Annotated in this window: 19 protein-coding genes and 1 other annotated feature (1 of these 20 cut by a window edge); of the genes, 2 read left to right on the top strand and 17 right to left on the bottom strand. The window is 36.8% G+C overall.

Annotated features, from left to right (window positions below; genetic code table 11):
- Positions 1-171, bottom strand: a binding site (T-box leader) (it extends 60 nt beyond the left edge of the window).
- Between the two features lie 110 nt (positions 172-281).
- Positions 282-470: a hypothetical protein gene (locus tag ACKXGF_RS09785; RefSeq protein WP_167260907.1), complete on the top strand. Its 189-nt coding sequence runs from the start codon at positions 282-284 to the stop codon at positions 468-470.
- On the opposite strand, the gene ACKXGF_RS09790 is transcribed toward ACKXGF_RS09785, so the two are convergent.
- The 8 genes from ACKXGF_RS09790 to hemA form a co-directional block, all read right to left on the bottom strand.
- Positions 467-1,471: a LysM peptidoglycan-binding domain-containing protein gene (locus ACKXGF_RS09790; RefSeq protein ID WP_411953559.1), complete on the bottom strand. Its 1,005-nt coding sequence runs from the start codon at positions 1,469-1,471 to the stop codon at positions 467-469. The two genes, ACKXGF_RS09785 and ACKXGF_RS09790, sit on opposite strands and share 4 nt — an antisense overlap.
- 202 nt (positions 1,472-1,673) lie before the next feature.
- Positions 1,674-1,991 (bottom strand): hypothetical protein, encoded by a 318-nt coding sequence (locus ACKXGF_RS09795; protein ID WP_411953560.1) that lies wholly within the window; start codon positions 1,989-1,991, stop codon positions 1,674-1,676.
- Positions 1,992-2,256: 265 nt separating this feature from the next.
- Entirely contained in the window at positions 2,257-3,540 is a 1,284-nt protein-coding gene (gene hemL / locus ACKXGF_RS09800; protein ID WP_411953561.1) for a glutamate-1-semialdehyde 2,1-aminomutase, read from the bottom strand.
- A gap of 14 nt (positions 3,541-3,554) precedes the next feature.
- The gene (gene hemB / locus ACKXGF_RS09805; protein WP_411953562.1) at positions 3,555-4,532 is read right to left on the bottom strand and encodes a porphobilinogen synthase; all 978 of its coding nucleotides are present in this window, start codon (positions 4,530-4,532) and stop codon (positions 3,555-3,557) included.
- A 4-nt stretch (positions 4,533-4,536) separates the two neighbouring features.
- Positions 4,537-5,304, bottom strand: coding sequence for a uroporphyrinogen-III synthase (locus ACKXGF_RS09810; protein ID WP_411953563.1), 768 nt, complete (start codon positions 5,302-5,304; stop codon positions 4,537-4,539).
- Positions 5,304-6,233: a hydroxymethylbilane synthase gene (gene hemC / locus ACKXGF_RS09815; protein WP_411953564.1), complete on the bottom strand. Its 930-nt coding sequence runs from the start codon at positions 6,231-6,233 to the stop codon at positions 5,304-5,306. The genes ACKXGF_RS09810 and hemC overlap by 1 nt, the downstream gene beginning before the upstream one ends.
- Before the next feature lie 16 nt (positions 6,234-6,249).
- Positions 6,250-7,077: an inner membrane protein YpjD gene (locus ACKXGF_RS09820; protein WP_411953565.1), complete on the bottom strand. Its 828-nt coding sequence runs from the start codon at positions 7,075-7,077 to the stop codon at positions 6,250-6,252.
- 19 nt (positions 7,078-7,096) lie between these two features.
- The gene (gene hemA / locus ACKXGF_RS09825) at positions 7,097-8,461 is read right to left on the bottom strand and encodes a glutamyl-tRNA reductase (RefSeq protein ID WP_411953566.1); all 1,365 of its coding nucleotides are present in this window, start codon (positions 8,459-8,461) and stop codon (positions 7,097-7,099) included.
- Between the two features lie 197 nt (positions 8,462-8,658).
- Here hemA and ACKXGF_RS09830 point away from each other — a divergent pair, with 197 nt between their 5' ends.
- Positions 8,659-9,138, top strand: a complete 480-nt coding sequence (locus tag ACKXGF_RS09830; protein ID WP_411953567.1) for a LiaI-LiaF-like domain-containing protein — start codon at positions 8,659-8,661, stop codon at positions 9,136-9,138.
- A 214-nt stretch (positions 9,139-9,352) separates the two neighbouring features.
- Here the strand turns inward: ACKXGF_RS09830 and ACKXGF_RS09835 are convergent, their stop codons facing one another.
- The 9 genes from ACKXGF_RS09835 to lipA all read right to left on the bottom strand — a co-directional run bounded on the left by ACKXGF_RS09835 (position 9,353) and on the right by lipA (position 21,474).
- Complete coding sequence (locus ACKXGF_RS09835; RefSeq protein ID WP_411953568.1) at positions 9,353-10,477, bottom strand: MFS transporter; 1,125 nt, start codon at positions 10,475-10,477, stop codon at positions 9,353-9,355.
- Positions 10,478-10,636: 159 nt separating this feature from the next.
- Entirely contained in the window at positions 10,637-11,218 is a 582-nt protein-coding gene (yihA, locus tag ACKXGF_RS09840) for a ribosome biogenesis GTP-binding protein YihA/YsxC (RefSeq protein WP_411953569.1), read from the bottom strand.
- A complete protein-coding gene (lon, locus tag ACKXGF_RS09845; RefSeq protein WP_411953570.1) occupies positions 11,215-13,545 on the bottom strand; it encodes an endopeptidase La in 2,331 nt (776 codons plus the stop codon). Before lon ends, yihA begins: the two co-directional genes overlap by 4 nt.
- A gap of 204 nt (positions 13,546-13,749) precedes the next feature.
- Positions 13,750-15,027, bottom strand: a complete 1,278-nt coding sequence (gene clpX / locus ACKXGF_RS09850) for an ATP-dependent protease ATP-binding subunit ClpX (RefSeq protein WP_167260874.1) — start codon at positions 15,025-15,027, stop codon at positions 13,750-13,752.
- Between the two features lie 316 nt (positions 15,028-15,343).
- Entirely contained in the window at positions 15,344-16,630 is a 1,287-nt protein-coding gene (tig, locus tag ACKXGF_RS09855) for a trigger factor (protein ID WP_411953571.1), read from the bottom strand.
- A gap of 130 nt (positions 16,631-16,760) precedes the next feature.
- Positions 16,761-17,756 (bottom strand): hypothetical protein, encoded by a 996-nt coding sequence (locus tag ACKXGF_RS09860; RefSeq protein ID WP_411953572.1) that lies wholly within the window; start codon positions 17,754-17,756, stop codon positions 16,761-16,763.
- A 108-nt stretch (positions 17,757-17,864) separates the two neighbouring features.
- Positions 17,865-18,722, bottom strand: a complete 858-nt coding sequence (locus ACKXGF_RS09865) for a fructosamine kinase family protein (protein ID WP_411953573.1) — start codon at positions 18,720-18,722, stop codon at positions 17,865-17,867.
- A 172-nt stretch (positions 18,723-18,894) separates the two neighbouring features.
- Positions 18,895-20,151: an NlpC/P60 family protein gene (locus tag ACKXGF_RS09870; RefSeq protein WP_411953574.1), complete on the bottom strand. Its 1,257-nt coding sequence runs from the start codon at positions 20,149-20,151 to the stop codon at positions 18,895-18,897.
- 390 nt (positions 20,152-20,541) lie between these two features.
- The gene (gene lipA / locus ACKXGF_RS09875) at positions 20,542-21,474 is read right to left on the bottom strand and encodes a lipoyl synthase (RefSeq protein ID WP_167260864.1); all 933 of its coding nucleotides are present in this window, start codon (positions 21,472-21,474) and stop codon (positions 20,542-20,544) included.
- Positions 21,475-21,477 lie beyond the last annotated feature (3 nt).

Genomic DNA, 21,477 nt, shown 5'->3' on the forward strand with positions numbered 1-21,477 from the left:
CTCATACACTCAAGTAAGTTAACGGTATTCCCGGTTTCTTCTACTTCATTTCAAAGAAACTACATTAATTTCAGAGCGACCTTCCAGATTGCATTGCCGAGGAAACTTTCAGCCGAGGCTTCCTTCTCTAAAACGGGTACAACACTGTACTCCTCTCTTACTTGTATTTATTCAGAGATTTAATTTGTCTATATTGTACCCAATTTTCGTTATATTAGTCAATTACTTTTACACGAAATTGTTTAAGACCGCATAAATTATATCTAGGAGGGATTGTTGAAATGGCACAATTTTATCGATACCGTTTACCACCTTGGCTTAGAAAATGTATTTTCACCATTGAACGGTGCATTTTACCAATCATGATCTTTCAATTAATACGTACATTATTATTTCCTACCACATTGGATGTGTTTCTAGCTGGTGCTATCGTTGGTATATTTATTGCTTTTTACTTAAAGTGGATTTAATGAGGGGACGATTGAGATCGGCTTGGAACCAATAGCACGTCACCCTCTTTTAATTCGAAAGATGATTCAATGTTGTTTAAACGCTCTAACTGATGAATGGACATATCATATGAAGCTGCTATTGATGCTAATGTTTCATCAGCTTGAACAAAACGTACAGTCATCTTAACTTGCTGACGCTCGTCATCTTCTCGGAAAAATTTAGATAGATAGTCTAGACCTTTTTTAACTGGTGATGAATGATCTTCATAATTACTTTTATCTTCATCATAATCACCATCTACATCTTCTATTGCTGATTTACTCTCACCTTTAGGATCAGCCTTTTTATCATATTCCTTTGGTTCATCTGTTTTATGTTTGGGTTGATTAACAAATTCCTTTAATGATGTAGTTTGTTTTTTGTGCCATATATCGCGACCACTTTCTTGTTCATCATCTTGCTTTTCAGATACTGTTTCGGACTCATTATGCGTTTGGTCATCATCTTCTTCTATTACTGGAAATTGCTTTAATTCAAAATCCGTTGACTCTTGTTCATTAGGGATTTCTTGCTCTTGTCGACTTGCTTCTATGACTTGAGTACCCTCTAAACGAATAGTCGTATAAACCTTGAGTGTCTTAGGTTCAGGGATTTCGTAGTCAAAGTAATCAACTATAACATCTACATCCTCGTTACTGTTAACCCGTTCATAAGGAATTGAAATATCAACTGGAATCGGGTACTGAAATTCCATAAATCCGTTGTCCAACGCTCGAACTTGCTGAACACTTTGTTGGTCTTCATCCACCATAATCGTTTCTTCCTGTTCTACTTCTCGTGCTAAATAATCACCATGCACGATTAATACGCCTCTGATTTGCATCGTTGATTGCTGATGGATCACATTCACATCTGGGTCAATTGCAATGCTATACAAGTCTTCAATTTCTTCATCTTGGCGAAACATAATATGTTCTTGCACATCAAATTGATAAGGTACACCTTCTAATGAACTCATTGTTTTCCCCCTCTACTTAATCATCCATTACTTAATACGTATTAGTTTGGAAAACAAACTATGCGCTTTAAGGGGTTAATCTTTATAAATATTTTCAATATGTAAGATTGAAGACTTCACATCAAGGAATCCTGTTTGTTCATTAATCGTTCTCTTAAATTATCTAAACGATAAGCACAATCAATGAATTAATTAACTTGCGCTAAGCAAAACAAACATCAACTTGTCCTTCTTCTTCTGCCGTTTCTAAACAATCCGTTAAAAACCTTTTTATTTGTTGATCATCTAAGTCAATGGACTGATGATTGAAACGGTCAAGTCGCTTTTGAAGTTGAGATAATGCTTGCTCAATTTGTTGTTTCGAGAATGTTTTCTTAGCTCCTATGCCACTGACACCTCCGTCACACTCTTTTGCGTCTAATAATTGATATAGGTCGTGTGCAGAATCATTAAACATGTGAAAACGTGCATATGCGATTTGTTGTTGTGATTGATTAACACCATATATGTCATGTCCCATCGTATAAACAAAACTCCTTCTAATTTAAATTATTCATAAGTTAACTGAAATAAATGCTTTAGAAATGGTTGGTTGAAGCATGGTGAAGTAGGAATCTGGGGATGATGCGAAGTCTTCAAATCTATTATATATCGAACTACTGTTCTGAAACAATAGCTGGTAACCTCACTTGAATTGGCATATAATCGTTAAATATAAAATTCCCGAACCGATTTTGTTCGAATCGATTCGGGAATGTCATTTAAAATGATTTTCTTATGATAAATTATTTTTTGTAATGTTTAAAAGCATACTGGATTGCCTGAATCGTTTTCTCGATGTCCTCATCCGTGTGTACAGTTGATAAGAACATGCCTTCAAATTGAGAAGGGGGCAAGAAAATACCTTGTTCAATCATATGACGATAATATTCAGCAAACCATTCTAAATCAGATGTCTTAGCTGAATCGAAGTCAACGACATTTTCATTAGTGAAAAAGAAGCCTAACATTGAACCAGCGCGATTGACACAAAGTGGAACTCCATTGGTTTGAGCCGATTCTTCAATTCCAGCAACTAATCGATCCGCTTTCTTGTTCATCTCATCATAAGATTCTGGTGTTAATTCACTTAACGTCGCATAACCGGCTGCCATCGCTAATGGGTTACCTGATAACGTACCAGCTTGATAAATGTCACCCGCTGGCGCGATCATTTCCATAATATCACGACGACCACCATAAGCTCCGACTGGTAATCCACCACCGATTACTTTTGCAAGACAGGTTAAATCAGGCGTCACATTAAAATGACCTTGTGCACAGTTGTAACCGACACGAAAACCTGTCATGACCTCATCAAAAATAAGTAGTGAACCGTAATCATTCGTCATATCACGTAAATACTGTAAGAAGTCATTGACTGGTGGCACGACACCCATATTACCGGATACAGGCTCAACAATCACTGCTGCGATATCATCACCGTAATGTTCAAATGCATACTTCACACTTTCTTGATCATTGTATGGAACTGTGATCGTATTTTTCGCGATCGACTCTGGAACACCGGGACTATCAGGTAATCCTAACGTGGCAACACCAGAGCCAGCTTTAATCAAGAGCGAATCAGCGTGGCCGTGGTAGTTACCTTCGAACTTCAAAATTTTGCTTCGCTTTGTAAACCCACGCGCTAAACGCAAAGCGCTCATTGTTGCTTCCGTACCTGAATTCACAAAACGTACCATTTCAATCGATGGAACGCGATCAATTAACAGTTTAGCTAATTTATTCTCATACTCTACGTTCGTACCAAAGCTCGTCCCTTTTTTCATCACATGCTGTAACGTTTCCATCACTTGTTCATGGGCATGTCCAACAATTAAAGGGCCCCAGCTAAGCACATAATCAATGTACTCATTTCCTTCAATGTCAGTAATTTTTGACCCTTGACCTTCTTCCATATAGATTGGGTCAACATTCACTGAATTAAATGCGCGAACTGGTGAATTAACGCCACCTGGCATTAATTCGACTGCTTCATCAAATAATTGTTTTGATCGATTTGTCATTATGAACCCTCCTTCTATTCATTCAACCATTTAGCAATATCTTTTGCAAAGTACGTCATAATTAAGTCAGCTCCAGCACGTTTCATTGAGGTGATTTTTTCAAGAACGATTTCTTGTTCATTCACCCATCCATTTTGTGCAGCTGCTTTAATTAACGAATATTCACCACTTACATTATAGGCGACAATCGGTTGGTCATAACGATCCTTCAAATCACGCATAATATCCAAGTAACTAAGAGCTGGTTTAACAATTAATAAATCAGCTCCTTGCTCAACATCAGATTGAGCTTCACGATGAGCTTCTAAGCGATTGGCTGGATCCATTTGGTACGTCTTACGATCACCGAATTGTGGAGAACTATGAGCTGCGTCGCGGAAAGGTCCGTAAAAGGCTGAAGCATACTTGACGGCATAAGACATAATCGGAACATTCGTATAACCCGCTTCATCCAATCCATGACGAATCGCTGTTACAAAGCCGTCCATCATATTCGAAGGCGCAATCACATCTGCCCCTGCTTTTGCTTGTGATACAGCAGCCTTAACGAGTAATGGTAAAGTAGCATCATTATCGACGTATTCATCATGGATCACACCACAATGACCATGATCAGTAAATTGACATAAACAAGTGTCTGCCATGACAACTAAATGAGGAGCAATTGATTTAATCCGCTTTGTTGCCATTTGGATAACACCTTCATCATTATAAGCCTCAGTTCCAACGTGATCTTTATGATTAGGCACTCCAAATAAAATGATAGATTTAATCCCTAACGATACGATTTCTTCAATTTCTTCATCTAGACGATCAATCGAAACTTGATAAACGCCTGGCATAGATGGAACCTCATTCTTCTTCCCCTGTTCTTCTAGAACGAAGAGTGGATAAATGAGGTCATCTGTATGTAAATGTGTTTCACGGACGAGATCGCGAAATGCTGATGTTTGACGTAAGCGACGATGGCGATCAAATTGTAATTCAGTCATGTTATCACTCCTTAAAAAAGTATTGAATAGCTTCCGCAAGTCCTTCTAAAGTATAAGTATTTGGTAGTTTAACTCGTTCAAAGCCGACTGTCTCTGCATAATTAGCAGTCGTTTTTCCAATGGCGAAACAAGGTGTAGAGGTCCAATTCCCCTGTAATGGACCTACCATGTCCAAAAAGGCATCTATAGTAGAAGGCGATGTGAATACAAAAGCGTCGAATGTTGTTGTTTCCATTAAGCATTGTATACGCTCTTGCTCCGACCAATTAGTCACTGTTTTATAAACAACCAACGAGCGGAAAGGAATATGATCGTGACTTAAAGCTTCATCAATAACTGCTCTTGATTTAGTTCCTTTTATTAATAAAGGATATTGGGCCTTATAAGTGTGAATTAATTCATGGACCAGTGAATCAGCATCATAAACATCAGGAATAAAATCTACTTCAAATCCATAAGAGGCTAATGTTTGTCTTGTTTTCTCACCAACAGTCACAATTCGTAAGGTATTCAGAATTTGGGAAGAAATATTCATTTGTTGAAGCCACTCAAAGAAATAGTAAATTCCATTATGACTAGTTATAACAAGCCAATCATGCTCCTTAATTTGTTCTTCAGTTGATACCGAATTCACAGGCTCAACATAATCAAACGTAATTAAAGGCACCCCTTCTACATAGAAATCGCCGGATTCATGAAGTGTCAGGAATGAAGAGGCATGCTCTAGAGAACGAGATAACAGGACTTGCTGCTTATGATTACCGACTGTCACTACTCTTCAAGCTCCCGCTTCGCTTGTTCTACAAGTTCTCTAGCGCCTTGCTCAATGAGAAGTTCTGCGGCTTTACGTCCTGCTTCGATTGGGTCTTGCTCTCTAACTGTTTCTTTTAATACTGTTTTACCATCAGAAGATGCTACCAGTGCTTGTAACACGACGTCGTCTCCTTCTAAAACAGCATATGCACCAATAGGAACGGAACAACTTCCTTCTAATAGATTTAAGAATTGGCGTTCAGCAGATACGGTTCTCGATGTATAGTCATTATTAATTTGACTAATCAATTGGCGCAGATCTTCATCATCTTCACGGCACTCTAGTGCTAATGCACCTTGGCCTACTGCAGGCAAGCATACATCAGGCTCTAAGAATTCAGTGACAAGATCAGTGGACCAGCCCATTCGTTTCAAGCCTGCAGCCGCTAAGATAATCGCATCAAAGTCTTCTTCTTGCAATTTACGTAAACGCGTTTCAATATTACCACGAATCCATTGAACTCTTAAGTCTGGTCGGTAAGCTTGTAATTGTGCACCACGACGTAAACTACTTGTTCCAATTAATGCACCTTCTTTTAAATCATCTAACATAACATGATTTTCTGAAATAAATGCATCACGGTGGTCTTCCCGATCAGGTATACAGCCAATCATTAAACCTTCTGGTACTTCTGAAGGAACATCTTTCATGCTATGAACAGCCATATCGATCTCATGATTATACATAGCTTGTTCAATTTCTTTGACGAACAAAGCCTTTCCGCCGACTTTTGATAGTGTCACATCTAAGATTTGATCACCTTTCGTGACGATTCTCTTAATTTCGAAACTGTAGTCATTTGATACTTTGTTTAATTGATCGATCACCCATTCTGTTTGAGTGATTGCTAAATTACTTCGTCTTGAACCAATGATAATATTGCGCACTTGATAGCCTCCTAATTTATAAACCATGGAAGTTAGACAACATTGATAAAATTAAATAATTACAAAATAAAAATAAGAACGCGAAAACATTCCATTTTGCTATCTTTTTCCCGATTAATTTATGTCTAACTCTTATATATAGAATTATTGAATAAATGCCTATGACAACAAATGACCCAACTGTTTTAGCATCCATCCAATAAAACAAATCATCTGCCGTGTATGCCCATAACACACCTAAAATGAGGGATATTAACAACAACGGCGTTGCAAAAACTGTTAATAGAAAAGATATCTTTTCAAGTTGAGCTAAATTTCCAATTCGTTTAACCAATGAACGCCATCTTTTTCTTTTTAACAGGTAAAACTGAATTAAATACAGCGTAGCGAACGCGAATGATAATGTATAAAGCGTATACGCAACAAAAGCTAATACGATATGGGAAACGAGAATCTCGCTGATAATGTAATCTGTCGCGGCAGTTGCGTCACTTGAAGCTATATTTAAAATTGATAAAACCATTAATGAAAAGCCGATTAAATTAACAATAAAAACAACTAAATCGACTTTGAAGAAATAATTTACAACAATCGATACTAACAATATTAACCAAGCATAGAAATATAAACCCTCAACACCATTAAACATGGCTATAAATCCATTTGAGTATATATTGCTAAATAAAAGACCTGTTTGTAAAATCCAGACGAATAAAAGTAACCAGAAGGCGAAACGATTCGCCTTCCGGTTCCGTTCAACAAAATCATAGAAATACAACGTTAAGCTTAACCCGTATAATAAGACAATGATTTCATATAATCTAATTTGTTCTAAGATTGCCATGAGAGAACCCCTCTCTCATCTATTGCATTGCCTTAACAAATTGTGCAATAGGAAGTGATTGATTGACTGATTTGTGGCTTTGGTGCTTGTTACTCTGTGTTTTAATCTCTTGTTCAACTTCCTCTTCAATGCCAAACACACGAACGAATAATTTCAACATATCATCAGCGTGTTCTTCACCAGCCATCTCTTTCGCTTGTAAGATCGGCTCTTTAAGCATTTGGTTGACAATACTTTTCGTATGTTTATTTAACACTTTTTTCTCTCGTGCTGTTAAATCAGGCATTTTACGTTCAATTGATGCCATCGTGTCTTGTTGAATAGTTAATGCTTTTTCACGTAACGCTGAAATAATTGGTACAACACCTAATGTTTTGATCCATTCATTAAATTCATTCATTTCGGATTCAATCATTTGATGAATTTCTTCTGCCGCTTCTTGGCGTTCAGATAAATTATAATCAACAATACCTTGTAAATCATCGATATCGTATAGGAAAATGTCATCCAATTCTTCAATATCAGGATCAAGATTCCGTGGAACAGCAATATCAACCATAAATAACGGTTTACCATGACGTGACTTCAACATAGGTTTCAGAAAATCTTTATTTAATATATAATCATCTGTTCCTACTGAAGTAATCATAATATCAGCATCTTTTAGAACCGTGTCCAATTCATCCATTGAACGAGCTTGTCCAGAGAATTTAGCTGCTACTTCTTCAGCCTTCTCAACAGTACGATTAACAACTGTAATGTCTTTAACACCTGAACCATATAGGTTCTGAACAGCTAACTCGCCCATTTTACCGGCACCTAGAATAACCACATGTTGATTTTTTAGATTTTCAAAAATCGTCTTAGAAAGTTCGACAGCAGCATAACTAATTGAAACAGCATTTTGTCCAATGCCTGTTTCTTTATGAGCTTGTTTAGCATTAGTAATAGCTTGTTTAAACAATTGATTAAACATCAAACCAGACGCATCTTCTTGTTGCGCACGTTTGAATGCTGTTTTGATTTGTCCTAATATTTGTGTTTCCCCTAATACCATTGAATCTAAGCCCGCAGCTACCTTAAATAGGTGTTCAATGGCCTCATTGTCTTCTTTCATGTCAATGAAATTACCAATATAATCAACATCCATTGAAAACCAGTCAGCTAAAAACTTCTTCACATAATAACGACCAGTATGCAACTGATCAGCAACAACGTATAATTCTGTACGATTACATGTTGATACAATGACGTTCTCTAAAATGCTTTTTTGTTCATTTAGCTGATGCATGGCTTCACTGAGTTGATCATCAGGAAAAGTTAAGTTTTCCCTTATGTTAATTGGGGCTGTTCGATAATTCATTGTCAATACAAGAAAATGCATGTATGTCACCCCTTGATTCATTTCTCCACGTCTAAATACATTGTAACAACTGCTCATATCAATTAAACTAAAAGCAGATGAACAATTTATGAAAGTTTGTTCTATTATTTCTTTAGAATTATTATTAATAACTATTTGTAGACTATCACATTCGACATGATGCTTCAAGCAATTTAACTATGAAGGAGACTAATATCTTGAAACAATCGCAGTCATTTTTAGCTATTACTTTAATTGGTTTCGGTTTATATTTCCTCATTCAGCAATATGATATACCTATTTTATCACAATTTGGCAATTGGCCTTCTATTTTAGTGATCTTAGGTGTTGCGTTTTTATTTAGTGCATACGGTAATAATCAACATGACAATATATTACCTGGGATCATTTTGTTTGGTTTAGGTGTTCATTTTCATTTGTTACAGCATCAAGTTAATTGGATTGATCACTGGGGAATGTACACGTTAATTATTGGTATTGCATTTATTTTGCGAGCACAGAAAAAGCGACAAGGCACGATTATCGGTATTACTTTTATTGTGATTTCGTTTTTAGCTTTATCTGCGTTCGCTATGCCTTCATGGCTCGGCTGGTTAGATGTTGTCTTCAATATGATTGAACAATTTTGGCCAATTCTTTTAATCATTATTGGATTCTTTATGTTATTTAAGAAATAAGCTTTGTTAATGTCCGTTGTTGATATTGCGATCCGCTCTCGGCGGACGCTTTCCGTGGGCACGGCTCGAGCCTCCTCGGCCCAAATGCATGGTCTGCGGGGTCTCGAGACACGTGCTGTTTCCACAGGAGTCGCCGCCTTCGCTACTCACAATTCAACAACTCACTGCTATACTATTTGAAAATCAACATTAAACTTTAACAGAACGAAACAAATTATTTTTTGTTCAATTGTCCTAGGATGATCAAATTAATTATGATTAGGCCTACACAGAAGATGAAGGGTATGCCCCAAGATTGTTGTACAATGCCTGATACACTTGATCCAGCGACAACTCCAAGTGAAAAGCAGCTATAAAAAAATCCATATGCTTTTCCGCGTAAGGTTTCATCTGTACTATTGGTGATCATTTGGTTCATTGATGGAAAGATGAAAGCAAACCCTATTCCATAAACAATCATAGCGACTATAAGCATCCACAAATTAAACGCAAAATGTAAAATTCCCATAGAAATTGCAATAATACTTAAACCTGCGAAGACAAGGGTGAATGGGTTAAGTCGAACAAATACTATATTTAATCTTGTCATAAAAATAAATAAAGCCGTAATACCGAATAAACTCAATAATAAACCAGTAACGACCGTCGTTAATTGAAGTTGATCAACCAAAATAGGTAAAGCAAACGCAAGTGTCCCATTACTTAACATTAACGTGAATGCAACTGTTGATGCCTTCAGGACACCTCGATTAGTTAGGATCGCTTGTAAGGTATAGCGGTCTAAAGGCTTGTCGTCCTGAACATGGACTGACGATTTAACAAAACGAATACTGAGAACAGCTGTTATAAGAAACACAATCGCCACTAATATAAATACATAAATGATTTGACCCGCTGCAGCTAAAGCACCACCTAGTGCAGGTCCAACAATCGCCGCAATTCCTATCGAACCACCAGCAAAAGCCATTACTTTTTTGTTTCCAGTATCCTTCGCCCAATCACCAATTAATGCAAAAGCTGCAGGCACTAACACACCACCGAAAAGTCCATGAACAAAACGAATCCATAATAATTGCTCACCAGTTACAGCTAAGGGATAGAAGCATAGAGTGAAGCTTACCAAAACCATACCTATGATTATAATGGGTTTTCTTCCAATTCGGTCCACCCAATAACCACCGATTATATTACCTAAAACATTTGATAAAGAATACATGGCAACAATGATACCTGCCAATGTTTCACTTGCTCCCAAACTTATTGCGTAAGGCGTCATAATAGGTAGTTGAATAAAAGTATCAATAAAAGCTATTACCACAACGACATATAAAAATCTCATATCATTCAACACCTACCCTATCGACTATTTAATCTCCTACATCCATTATAAAAGCTAATCTTGGTTAATAATTTGAGCTATATCACAATTCTCCACTAATTTTGTGACAATCCAATAAAAAACACGAAAAAATCCCGACTCATTCATCGGGATCTTCACTTATAAATACTGTTTCAATGTCTGCCACGCTTGATCTTTTCCTTCTCCAGTTTCCGCTGAAAATGGAATCACAACATCTTCTGGTTCCAACTCTAATTCTTCTTTTACCGTTTTAAGATGTTTATCACGCTGAGATTTCTTCACTTTATCTAATTTCGTCGCGATCACAATCACTGGTAAGTCAAAGTACTTCAAATAATCATACATAATTAAATCATCTTCAGTTGGTGGATGACGGAAATCTACAATTAACACGGTCGCTTTAAGCGTCTCACGCGTCTGAAAATATTCTTCCATCATACGACCCCATGCTTCTCTTTCACGTTTCGAAACTTTAGCATAACCATAGCCAGGTACATCAACAAAATAAAACGCATCATTAATATTATAAAAATTAAGTGTCTGTGTTTTGCCAGGCTTACCTGACGTGCGAGCTAAGTTCTTACGTTGAATCATTTTATTTATAAATGATGATTTTCCTACGTTCGACCGACCAGATAATGCAATTTCAGGTTTTTCATCTTCAGGGTATTGAGCTTTACTAGCAGCACTTATGACGATTTCTGCGTGATTGACTTTCATCGTATCGCCTCCTTAGCGAGTAACGCATGGTCTAAGACCTCATCTAAGTGACTCACTTGAATAAATGTCAGCTGTTCACGGACACTTTCTGGAATATCTTCTAAATCTTTATCATTTTGAGCAGGCATTATAATCGTGGTTAACCCTGCACGATGGGCGCTTAAAGATTTTTCTTTTAAGCCACCAATTGGTAAAACACGTCCACGTAAAGTGATTTCACCAGTCATCCCTACTTCTTTTCGTACGGGACGATTAGTCAAAGCTGACACTAAGGCAGTGGCAATCGTGATCCCTGCAGATGGGCCGTCTTTCGGTGTAGCCCCTTCTGGAATATGAATATGGACATCATACTTTTCATAAAAATCTTTTTCTAACTCGAATTCATCTGCTCTTGCTCGAACATAGCTGAAGGCAGCCTGAGCTGATTCTTGCATGACATCACCAAGTTTACCAGTTAAGGTTAATTTCCCAGTTCCTTGTACAATCGACACTTCAATCGCTAACGTATCGCCGCCAGCTTGTGTATAAGCTAAACCTGTCGCTGTTCCAATTTGATTCTCACGTTCAGCTTGTCCGTACCGGAATTTCGGTTTGCCTAGTAATGTCTCAAGTTGATTTTCAGTCACAACTACTCGCTTCTTCTCTTCTGAAACAATTTTCTTAGCTGCTTTACGACAAACCGAAGCTATTTCGCGTTCAAGATTACGCACACCCGCTTCACGCGTATACATACGGACGAGTTTTAAAATTGCATCATCACGGAATTGTAATTGTGACTTTGTTAAACCATTTTCCTCGAGTTGTTTCATAATTAAATGTTCTTTAGCAATATGCAACTTCTCCAATTCCGTATAACCCGCAATAGAGATTACTTCCATACGATCTAACAAGGGTGCAGGAATAGTGGATAAATTGTTAGCAGTTGCTATAAACATGACCTTCGATAGATCATAAGGCTCTTCTATAAAGTGGTCGCTAAATTTATCATTTTGCTCAGGATCTAACACTTCTAACATGGCTGAAGATGGGTCCCCACGGAAATCACTGGCCATTTTATCAATTTCATCTAATAAAAAGACTGGATTAACGGTGCCAGCTGATTTCATGCTTTGCATAATTCGCCCTGGCATTGCTCCAACATAGGTTCTGCGGTGCCCTCTTATCTCTGCTTCGTCACGGACACCTCCAAGTGAGGCTCTAACAAATTCCCGGCCAACTGAACGAGCGACTGATTGAGCTAACGACGTCTTACCAACTCCTGGTGGTCCAACCAAACATAATATTGGACCACTAGCTGAATCCGTCAATTGTTGAACCGCAAGATATTCTAAGACACGTTCTTTCACACGATCTAATCCATAATGATCTTCATCTAGTACATTCTCTGCTCGTTTTACATCTAAATTATCTTCTGTTTCATTCGTCCATGGTAAAGCCACTAACCATTCAATATAATTACGAATAACAGAACTTTCTGCAGAACTTTGAGGTACTTTCTCATAACGATTTAATTCTTTATGAGCAATTTCCTCAATACGCTCAGGCATTTCAGCTTCTTCGATTTTTTCTTTTAGCTCATCAATCTCGCCTGTTTTACCATCACGTTCCCCAAGCTCTTTTTGAATGGCTTTCAGTTGTTCTCGCAAATAATACTCTTTTTGAGTTCGCTCCATCGACCGTTTAACGCGTTGACCAATTTTCTTCTCCATCGAAAGAACTTCTTTTTCATTTTGGATGGTTTGGATAATATAGTCGAGTCGATCAGGAACATAAGCTGTCTCTAAGATGTGTTGTTTTTGTTCAATTTTAAGGGACAAATGTGAAGTCACTATATCAGCAAGGCGACTGGATTCATCAATGTCTTTTACAGTGTCATAAGTTTCACTTTTTGTCTTTTTAGAAACCTTTGTATACTCACTAAATTGGTTAATTAACATACGCATCTGAGCTTGTTCTTCAGTGTCATCACCATGTTCATCATGAATGGATTCGTATGTCACTGTAAAGAACGGATCTGCCTGTTTGATTTCCTTAAGTGTCGCTCGTTCTAAGCCTTCAATTAAAATACGGCTTGTCCCATTCGGTAATTTAACCATTTGTTTAATATAAGCGATTGTTCCAACTTCATATAGATCATCTTGAGTTGGTGATTGAACAGACGTATCGCGTTGAGCTACGAGTAATAATTTTTGATCATACATCATGGCATCCTCTAATGCTTTGACAGAATGCTCTCGTCCTACATCTAGGTGTTGAACCATTGAAGGGTAAATAACCACGCCTCTAAGTGGTAGTATAGGAATAATCGTTTCATGATCTTGATTCATTGTTTGCACCTCCGAATACGGTCGCAACTTCTATACTGGAAGCTATGTTAACCAACTCAGTTTAAACATTACTTACAGAAGCCACGATTATAACAGTAGTTTACACGTTTCATGTTCATTTCATGATAGGTCATACACAAAGAGGGTACTCTCACCTAAACGAGGAGAGTACCCTCAAAGCTAGCCAACCATTACGATTCGTTTTTATGCGCTTTCTCTGGGTGTTTCTTTGTTTTGATCAACCACTGTTCCGTCACTTAGGACTAACGTCGGCTTACCATTTTCGCCCTCGACTGTTTCGCGTGTGATAATACATTTCTCAATATCATCACGAGATGGTAATTCGAACATCACATCAAGCATGATGTCCTCAATAATTGAGCGTAAACCACGCGCACCAGTGTTTCGTTCAATTGCTTTATTAGCAATCGCACGAAGCGCATCATCTTGCAATTCTAACTCAACGTCATCAATTTCGAATAGTTTTTCATATTGCTTCGATAAAGCGTTTTTCGGTTGAGTTAAGATATCGACTAAAGCATCTTCATCTAATGGCGTTAGGCTACCAATAACTGGTAGACGGCCGATGAACTCTGGAATTAATCCATAACGTAGTAAGTCTTCAGGTAATACTTGTGTTAACAGTTCTGACTCTTCAAGCTGTTCGCCAGTTGATTCTGAGCCAAACCCAATAACACGTTCACCAAGACGACGTTTAACTGTTTGGTCAATGCCATCGAATGCGCCACCTACAATAAATAACACATTCGTCGTATCGATTTGGATAAATTCTTGATGAGGATGCTTACGTCCACCTTGTGGCGGTACACTTGCTTGTGTTCCTTCTAAAATCTTAAGCAATGCTTGCTGGACACCTTCACCTGAAACATCACGTGTAATTGAAGCGTTCTCTGATTTACGTGCTACTTTATCGATCTCATCAATATAGATAATCCCTTTTTCTGCTTTTTCAACATCATAGTCAGCTGCTTGAATTAATTTGAGTAAGATGTTCTCAACATCTTCACCAACATAACCAGCTTCAGTTAGTGATGTTGCATCGGCAATCGCAAAAGGCACATTTAAAATACGTGCCATTGTTTGTGCGAGTAATGTTTTACCGCTACCTGTTGGACCTAGTAGTAAAATGTTACTCTTTGATAACTCAACATCATCTTCTTTGCTGCTTGAATTAATACGCTTGTAATGATTATAAACAGCAACAGATAGAGATTTCTTCGCTTCTTCTTGCCCAATGACATAATCATCTAAGATATCACAGATCTCTTTAGGCTTAGGAAGCTCTGTCATTTCCTCTTGTTCTGTTGAGCCTAACTCTTCCTCAACAATTTCTGTACATAAATCAATACATTCATCGCATATATAAACGCCAGGTCCAGCTACTAATTTGCGGACTTGATCTTGTGTTTTACCACAAAACGAGCATTTTAATTGGCCTTTTTCATCACTAAATTTAAACATACTTTCACCCCATAAATTATCTGTAGTTAACCATGATATGTTTGACAAAACATTCATTCATACTACTTAACATTCTAATCGAAATACTTTTTAATTCACAAATGAAGATATTAGAACCTCATTCATTTTACACATTCCATTATGTACTTCTCAGACGTTTAAGTCAAAAGAAAAACTTATATATAACATTATGTCTATTCTTACCAAGGTGTGTACAATTAAACCTTTATTATTAACACTATATGCCTACAAAACAAAACATTATGATGATTGTAAAACAAGGCACGTTAAAAACGCGCCTTGTTTTATATTATATTTATACCGTTTTGGCATGTTCAGCCAAGAAGTCAATTGATTTCTTAAGCTTCAAGTCTTCATTAAGTGCTTCAGTGTTGCCACCAAGCATTTGTTTTAGCTGTTCTATATCTGTTTGATACATTGAAGCCATTTCTTGTAATTGATCTTCAATATCTTGTTCTGTAACTTCTAAGTTTTCTTCTGCTGCGATTGCTTCTAACGTTAAGTTAGTGCGAACACGTTTCTGTGCATCTTCACGCATTTGCTCTTTAAGGTCATCTTCACTTTGACCAGCAAATTGATAATACATATCAAGCGTCATACCTTGCATCTGTAAACGCTGCTCGAATTCTTGAAGCATACGATCAAGTTCAGAATCAACCATTGCATCAGGAATTTCAACTGTAGCGTTATCAGAAGCTTTCTCGACTAATGTTTCACGCTTTTCTTGATCAGCATTTTGTTCTTTTTGTTCTTGTAAGCGCTGCTTAGTATTTTCGCGAAGTTCATCTAGTGTTTCAACTTCATCCTCAGCATCTTTTGCAAGTTCATCATCAAGTTCTGGTACTTCTTTTGTTTTCACTTCATGAATTTTAACTTTAAATGTTGTTTCTTTACCAGCTAATTCTTCTGCTTGATAATCTTCTGGGAATGTTACTTGAATTTCTGTTTCTTCTCCAGCAGATTTACCAACTAATTGTTCTTCGAATCCTGGAATAAACTGACCAGCACCTACTTCTAATGTGTGGTTTTCTGCTGAACCACCTTCGAATGCTTCACCATCTAAGAAACCTTCAAAGTCAATAACAACTGTATCGCCATTCTCAACTTGTCCTTCTTCTTTAACGACAAGTTCAGCATGTTTTTCTTGTAATGATTTTAGTTCTTCTTCTACTTCTTCGTCTGTAACAGTTGTATCTTGCTCTTCTACCTCTAAGCCTTTATATTCGCCTAGCTCAACTTCAGGTTTCACTGTGACAGTCGCTTTGAAAATAAAAGGTTGACCTTTTTCAATTTGTTCAACGTCAACATCAGGACGATCAACAGGTGTGATCCCTGTTTCCTCCACTGCTTTCATATAAGCATCCGGTAGTACAATATCAGCTGCATCTTGATAAAGAGATTCAACACCAAAGCGTTGTTCAAAAATACCACGAGGCACCTTACCTTTACGGAATCCTGGTACCTGAACATCTTTGACAACTTTTCTAAAGGCTTGGTCTAGCGCTTGGTCGAATTCCTTCGCATCCACTTCTACCGTTAGGACGCCTTCATTACCTTCTTTCTTTTCCCATTTTGCTGACATAATTCTTCCCTCCAACATCTATTCATCTACTTTATTGTCGTTTGGTTCATGCAATCACTATTCATGCATAATGCAACTCATATATTATAACATAGAAACTTAGACGTTCAACACACATGTTTAACGAATTTTATTCACCAATTTGAGAGAAATATATTTTCTCTAATCGTTCTATATCCTTCATCCATTCCTGTTGTTCAGGAGTAGCTTCTTGATGCTTATCCACACCTTCATTTAATTGTAAATACTGTTGAGCCAACAATAAAACGGCTTCACCTAAATCGGTCACATTATTTTGTGTTGGCTGAGGTGCGAATGGAAACTTTATGTACAAATAGCGATACAGAATTTGTTTCAGAAATTCAAACAAAGTAGGATCATTTTGCTCAACATCTTCTAAGTAATGAATCACACTTTTGGCAAATGACGTATCTAAAACATCATTTAACTCAACTGGCCTAACGTGATCAGATTCACCAAATTTTTCGACCTCAACGGCTTCTTCAACCTTTTCTTCCATAAACCATTGAAGAATTCCTGTTTTAATCACTGGATTCAACCTCGTATCACTTAGATAGGGCTTAACCATCTCTAAATAAGGATCAACTTCGTGTTTCCGATGATAAGACAGTAACTTCCATTGTTCTTGAAAGTTTCCATTCTCCAGCGCCTCAATAAAATGATTGATATGTTCCACTGATTCTGTCTCAGAAGCAGAAGCACGCATATCTGCGCTCACATCGTATAATTGTTGAAAAGCATCTTGATATTCAAATGGAACCGTCTCTGTCTCAAATATCTCATCCAGTAATTCAATTAAATCTTGGTACTGGCTCGTTTGAAATAGAATGGTTAAGTAAATATGTAAATACTTATAATAATGATCTTGATCCTCCCGCATTAACCTTCTGCACAAACTAATCGCTTCATCATAACGAGCTAACTCGACGTATGCGATTACTTTTGCTGTAATAATATCATGCGAGGCTTCATTAAAATCTTCTAACTTTTTAATATGTAATAATGCTTCTTCATAATATTTCTTCTGAATAGCTTCATACGTTTTATTTTCTAATTCCTTTCGCCATCCAGGAAACATGACCACATCTTGCTTATCATCACTCATAATCTCACCTCCTTCTAGCGTATCTATAGTTTACCCACTTTAATTATTTCAAAACATTTAAGTACACACCTAGTGTAGCAGAAATCGATGATTTAATTAATATTATTTTCAACCCACATAATAGTTTACAATGCGATCTACTGATGCACCATACATCTCACCAAATATATTTAAATGTACAAGCAGATAAAAAAGTTGATAAAGTGGCTTAACATCAGAATAATAAGGTTCGATTTGATTGGTTGATCGATAACCTTCATAAAATTTGTTTGAAAATCCACCAAACAGTTCTGTAAACGCTAATTCAAAATGACGATCCCCAAATAGAAATGATGGATCTAAGACATAAGGATCCCCATCTTTTGAAAACATCCAATTCCCACTCCATAAATCCCCGTGTAAATATGAAGCATCGGGTTTTTCAGGAGTTAAGTACTCAATCCGTTCTAACAATTGATATGCCTTCCTTTGTCGCTCACCTTTAATTACACCAAGAGATTCACCAATTTGAATCTGGTTCAACAAACGTTGATCTCGATAATATTTATTCCAAGACTCGTATAAATCGTTAGGTTGCTTAAGCGTTCCGACATATGTGAAATGCGGATAACCAAAGTAATCATGCGTTTGTTTATGTAATTGACCAATCTGTTCGCCAAGTTGTCGTTCATCACCATGATTTTGTGCGTCAATCCATTCTAATATTAAATAACTTAAATCATCATGATCATTCACATCGATCACGCTCGGAACATTGATCGTATTAGTTTCATTAATTTTATGAAGTCCTTCTACTTCTCGATTGAAAAATGCTTCTGGACCTTGCTTATTCACTTTTACAAAATACTCTTGGTTCATTGTTTGAACATAGTAGCTATCGTTTATGTCCCCACCAGAAACTGCCTTCAGTTGATTAATGGATTCACCCGTTACACCTGAAATGATTTTTTCTAAACCATCTGACATAAGTACTGTCTCCCTTGCATATGATTTAACTAGTTTTATCCTAACAGCCAATGAGTATTAGTTGCTAGTTTAAAATTTTGAGTATAAAAAAACCGAACTAGCTGTTTAATAAACAGTTAGTTCGGGTATTGAAAATATATACAATTTATAAATTTAGAGGATAGCTAACATCTTACTGAACGCGACGTACGTGACCGCTGAAATGATTTGCCCAATAACCTGAGCTCATATTTTCTACATCAACACCTGGGTAGCTACTCTGAGCACCTAAAAACTTGCCGTTACCTAAATAAATACCAATATGACCATCAGGGCCATTCGTGTTGAAAAAGACAAGGTCACCTCGTTGCATTTCACTTTCGGGTACACGTTTACCAACATGAGCAAATTGATCGGTGCTTCTTGCCGATATATTCATACCACCTTGTTCAAATGACCAATGTAAGAATCCTGAACAATCAAAACCTGATGGTGACGTACCACCCCAAACATAAGGAGTTCCTCGCTGTGACATACCTGCTTGGATAACACTTTCCATGCTGCCGTTACCACTTGGAGCCGAACTTGATTGATTGCTGGATTGACTAGATGAATCATTAGAATTGCTAGAATTACTAGATGAACTACTATTTGAACTGTTATTAGATGTTTCTTGTGATGCTAATGAAACAGGTTGATTTTGTTCTTCAATTTCTTGTTCTATACTATTTTGAATAGAAGCTAAACGACTATCTTCTACCTGTAATTCTTCTTGTAAGGCTACTAGTTCACTTTCTTTATCTTCTAATGTTTGTGCTTTGTTTTCTGTTTCTTCCTTTTGAGTTTCTAAAAGGTCGTTAATGCCAACAATTTCTTCTTTTTTACTCTCAAGTTCACTCATACGATCTTTTAATGCTAGTTCTTTTTCTTCTAGTTCTTTTTGGTCTGAAATATGCTGTTCAACCAACTTCTTATCAGAATCCATTACTTTGTTGACCGTTGAAACACGAGAGACAAAGTCTCCAAAGCTACTAGCACCTAGAACAACTTCGATATAGTCAACACTGCCACCATTTTTTTGAAGTGATGATAATCGATTTTTTAATACATTTTTTCTCGTATCAATTCTATCTTGAATTTTTTCAATCTCTTGTTCTAGTTTTTTGGCTTCTTCTTCTTTAGTTTGAATTTCTTCTTTTGTTTCCTTTAACTTTTCTTCGTTTTTCTCAATTGCTCCATTTAATCTTTCAATCTCTTGATCTAACGTTTCTAATTCTGTCACAACATCAGCTAACTCTTGCTCCGCATCTGATAATTCTTCTTGTAATTGAGCTCGTTCTTCACTAACTTCATCTTCACGTTCTTCTAAACTCGGTTCAGCATATGTATTTATGGCGATCAAACTGCTGAATGAAACAAACAATATCGTTGAAAAAATAATTTTTCTCATGGATTCCGTCACCTCTAAATTCACTCTACTTTTATACTCTGTTGCTTAGTATAACACATGTGTCACCTTATGAATTTTACAATTATATTTCAAATTATTATATTACTATTAAAATTATTGCATTCGATTTATTTCGACAAACTTTTAATCGCTCAACAAATTTGTGTGTTTTGGTAGATTAATAGAAATGATATGTATTGATCCTTTAAAACTAGATGTTCTGTTTTATTGAACTGTGTTTTTCAATACTAATTATGTATATTCACCCTAATATAATAGATTAAATTCAAGAAAAGCCCACAATCTATTAATAGAATTATAACCAGTATACTAACTAAAAAAGCTAGTTTGAATATAAAATAATATTATTCAAACTAGCCCCATTGTTAATTAAAATACTGATTTACCTTCTTGTTCTTCTACCCCTTGCATATACTTAATGCGATTTTGAGTCGATGCATTCACTTGTTCATCAGCATGATAAGAAGAACGCACTAAAGGTCCAGATTCACAATGTGAGAATCCTTTTTCTAACGCAATCTGTTTTAATTCCTCGAATTCGTCTGGATGGTAGTAACGTTCCACATTTAAATGTTTACGGGTTGGTTGTAAATATTGCCCAATAGTCACAATATCAACGTTATGTGCGCGTAAATCATCCAATGCTTCTATTAATTCTTCTTTTGTCTCACCCAAACCAACCATGATACTTGACTTTGTCGGTGTATTAGGTGCAATTTCTTTAACACGTCTTAATAATTCTAAAGATCTTTCGTAACGAGCAATAGCCCTTACCTTTTTAGTCAGTCGACGAACCGTTTCAATGTTATGGTTAAATATATCAGGTCCACTGTCCATCAACGTATGTAAACTTTCGTAATCACCTTTCATATCTGAAGGTAATATTTCGATACTACACCCTGGATTTTCACGACGAATTGCATTAACTGTCTCAGCAAAAACAGCAGCACCGCCATCATTTAAATCATCTCGTGCAACAGAAGTAACAACAACATGTTTTAACCCCATAACTTTAACAGAGTCTGCGACACGTTGTGGTTCATTCCAGTCCAATTCATTTGGAAGACCCGTTTTAACTGCACAAAACCTGCACCCGCGTGTGCAAGTATCACCTAAAATCATAAAGGTAGCTGTCTGACGCTCACTCCAGCACTCATGAATATTTGGACATTTCGCTTCTTCACACACCGTATTAAGCCGATTATCACGCATTAATTTCTTTAAACTTTTATAAGATTTATTTGTGTTCAATCGTGTTTTAAGCCATTCAGGTTTTCTTACATAGGTCGTTTGATCTGCCATACC

The sequence above is a fragment of the Alkalibacillus sp. S2W genome (assembly GCF_046764385.1).
GTDB classification, from domain to species: Bacteria; Bacillota; Bacilli; order Bacillales; family Alkalibacillaceae; genus Alkalibacillus; species Alkalibacillus almallahensis.

Bases quoted from the DNA above. Each gene is read 5' to 3' on its own strand.
- ACKXGF_RS09785 (WP_167260907.1), top strand. From the start codon at position 282: ATGGCACAATTTTATCGATACCGTTTACCACCTTGGCTTAGAAAATGT.
- ACKXGF_RS09790 (WP_411953559.1), bottom strand. From the start codon at position 1,471: ATGAGTTCATTAGAAGGTGTACCTTATCAATTTGATGTGCAAGAACAT.
- ACKXGF_RS09795 (WP_411953560.1), bottom strand. From the start codon at position 1,991: ATGGGACATGACATATATGGTGTTAATCAATCACAACAACAAATCGCA.
- hemL (WP_411953561.1), bottom strand. From the start codon at position 3,540: ATGACAAATCGATCAAAACAATTATTTGATGAAGCAGTCGAATTAATG.
- hemB (WP_411953562.1), bottom strand. From the start codon at position 4,532: ATGACTGAATTACAATTTGATCGCCATCGTCGCTTACGTCAAACATCA.
- ACKXGF_RS09820 (WP_411953565.1), bottom strand. From the start codon at position 7,077: ATGGCAATCTTAGAACAAATTAGATTATATGAAATCATTGTCTTATTA.
- hemA (WP_411953566.1), bottom strand. From the start codon at position 8,461: ATGCATTTTCTTGTATTGACAATGAATTATCGAACAGCCCCAATTAAC.
- ACKXGF_RS09835 (WP_411953568.1), bottom strand. From the start codon at position 10,477: ATGAGATTTTTATATGTCGTTGTGGTAATAGCTTTTATTGATACTTTT.
- yihA (WP_411953569.1), bottom strand. From the start codon at position 11,218: ATGAAAGTCAATCACGCAGAAATCGTCATAAGTGCTGCTAGTAAAGCT.
- lon (WP_411953570.1), bottom strand. From the start codon at position 13,545: ATGAATCAAGATCATGAAACGATTATTCCTATACTACCACTTAGAGGC.
- clpX (WP_167260874.1), bottom strand. From the start codon at position 15,027: ATGTTTAAATTTAGTGATGAAAAAGGCCAATTAAAATGCTCGTTTTGT.
- tig (WP_411953571.1), bottom strand. From the start codon at position 16,630: ATGTCAGCAAAATGGGAAAAGAAAGAAGGTAATGAAGGCGTCCTAACG.
- ACKXGF_RS09860 (WP_411953572.1), bottom strand. From the start codon at position 17,756: ATGAGTGATGATAAGCAAGATGTGGTCATGTTTCCTGGATGGCGAAAG.
- ACKXGF_RS09865 (WP_411953573.1), bottom strand. From the start codon at position 18,722: ATGTCAGATGGTTTAGAAAAAATCATTTCAGGTGTAACGGGTGAATCC.
- ACKXGF_RS09870 (WP_411953574.1), bottom strand. From the start codon at position 20,151: ATGAGAAAAATTATTTTTTCAACGATATTGTTTGTTTCATTCAGCAGT.
- lipA (WP_167260864.1), bottom strand. From the start codon at position 21,474: ATGGCAGATCAAACGACCTATGTAAGAAAACCTGAATGGCTTAAAACA.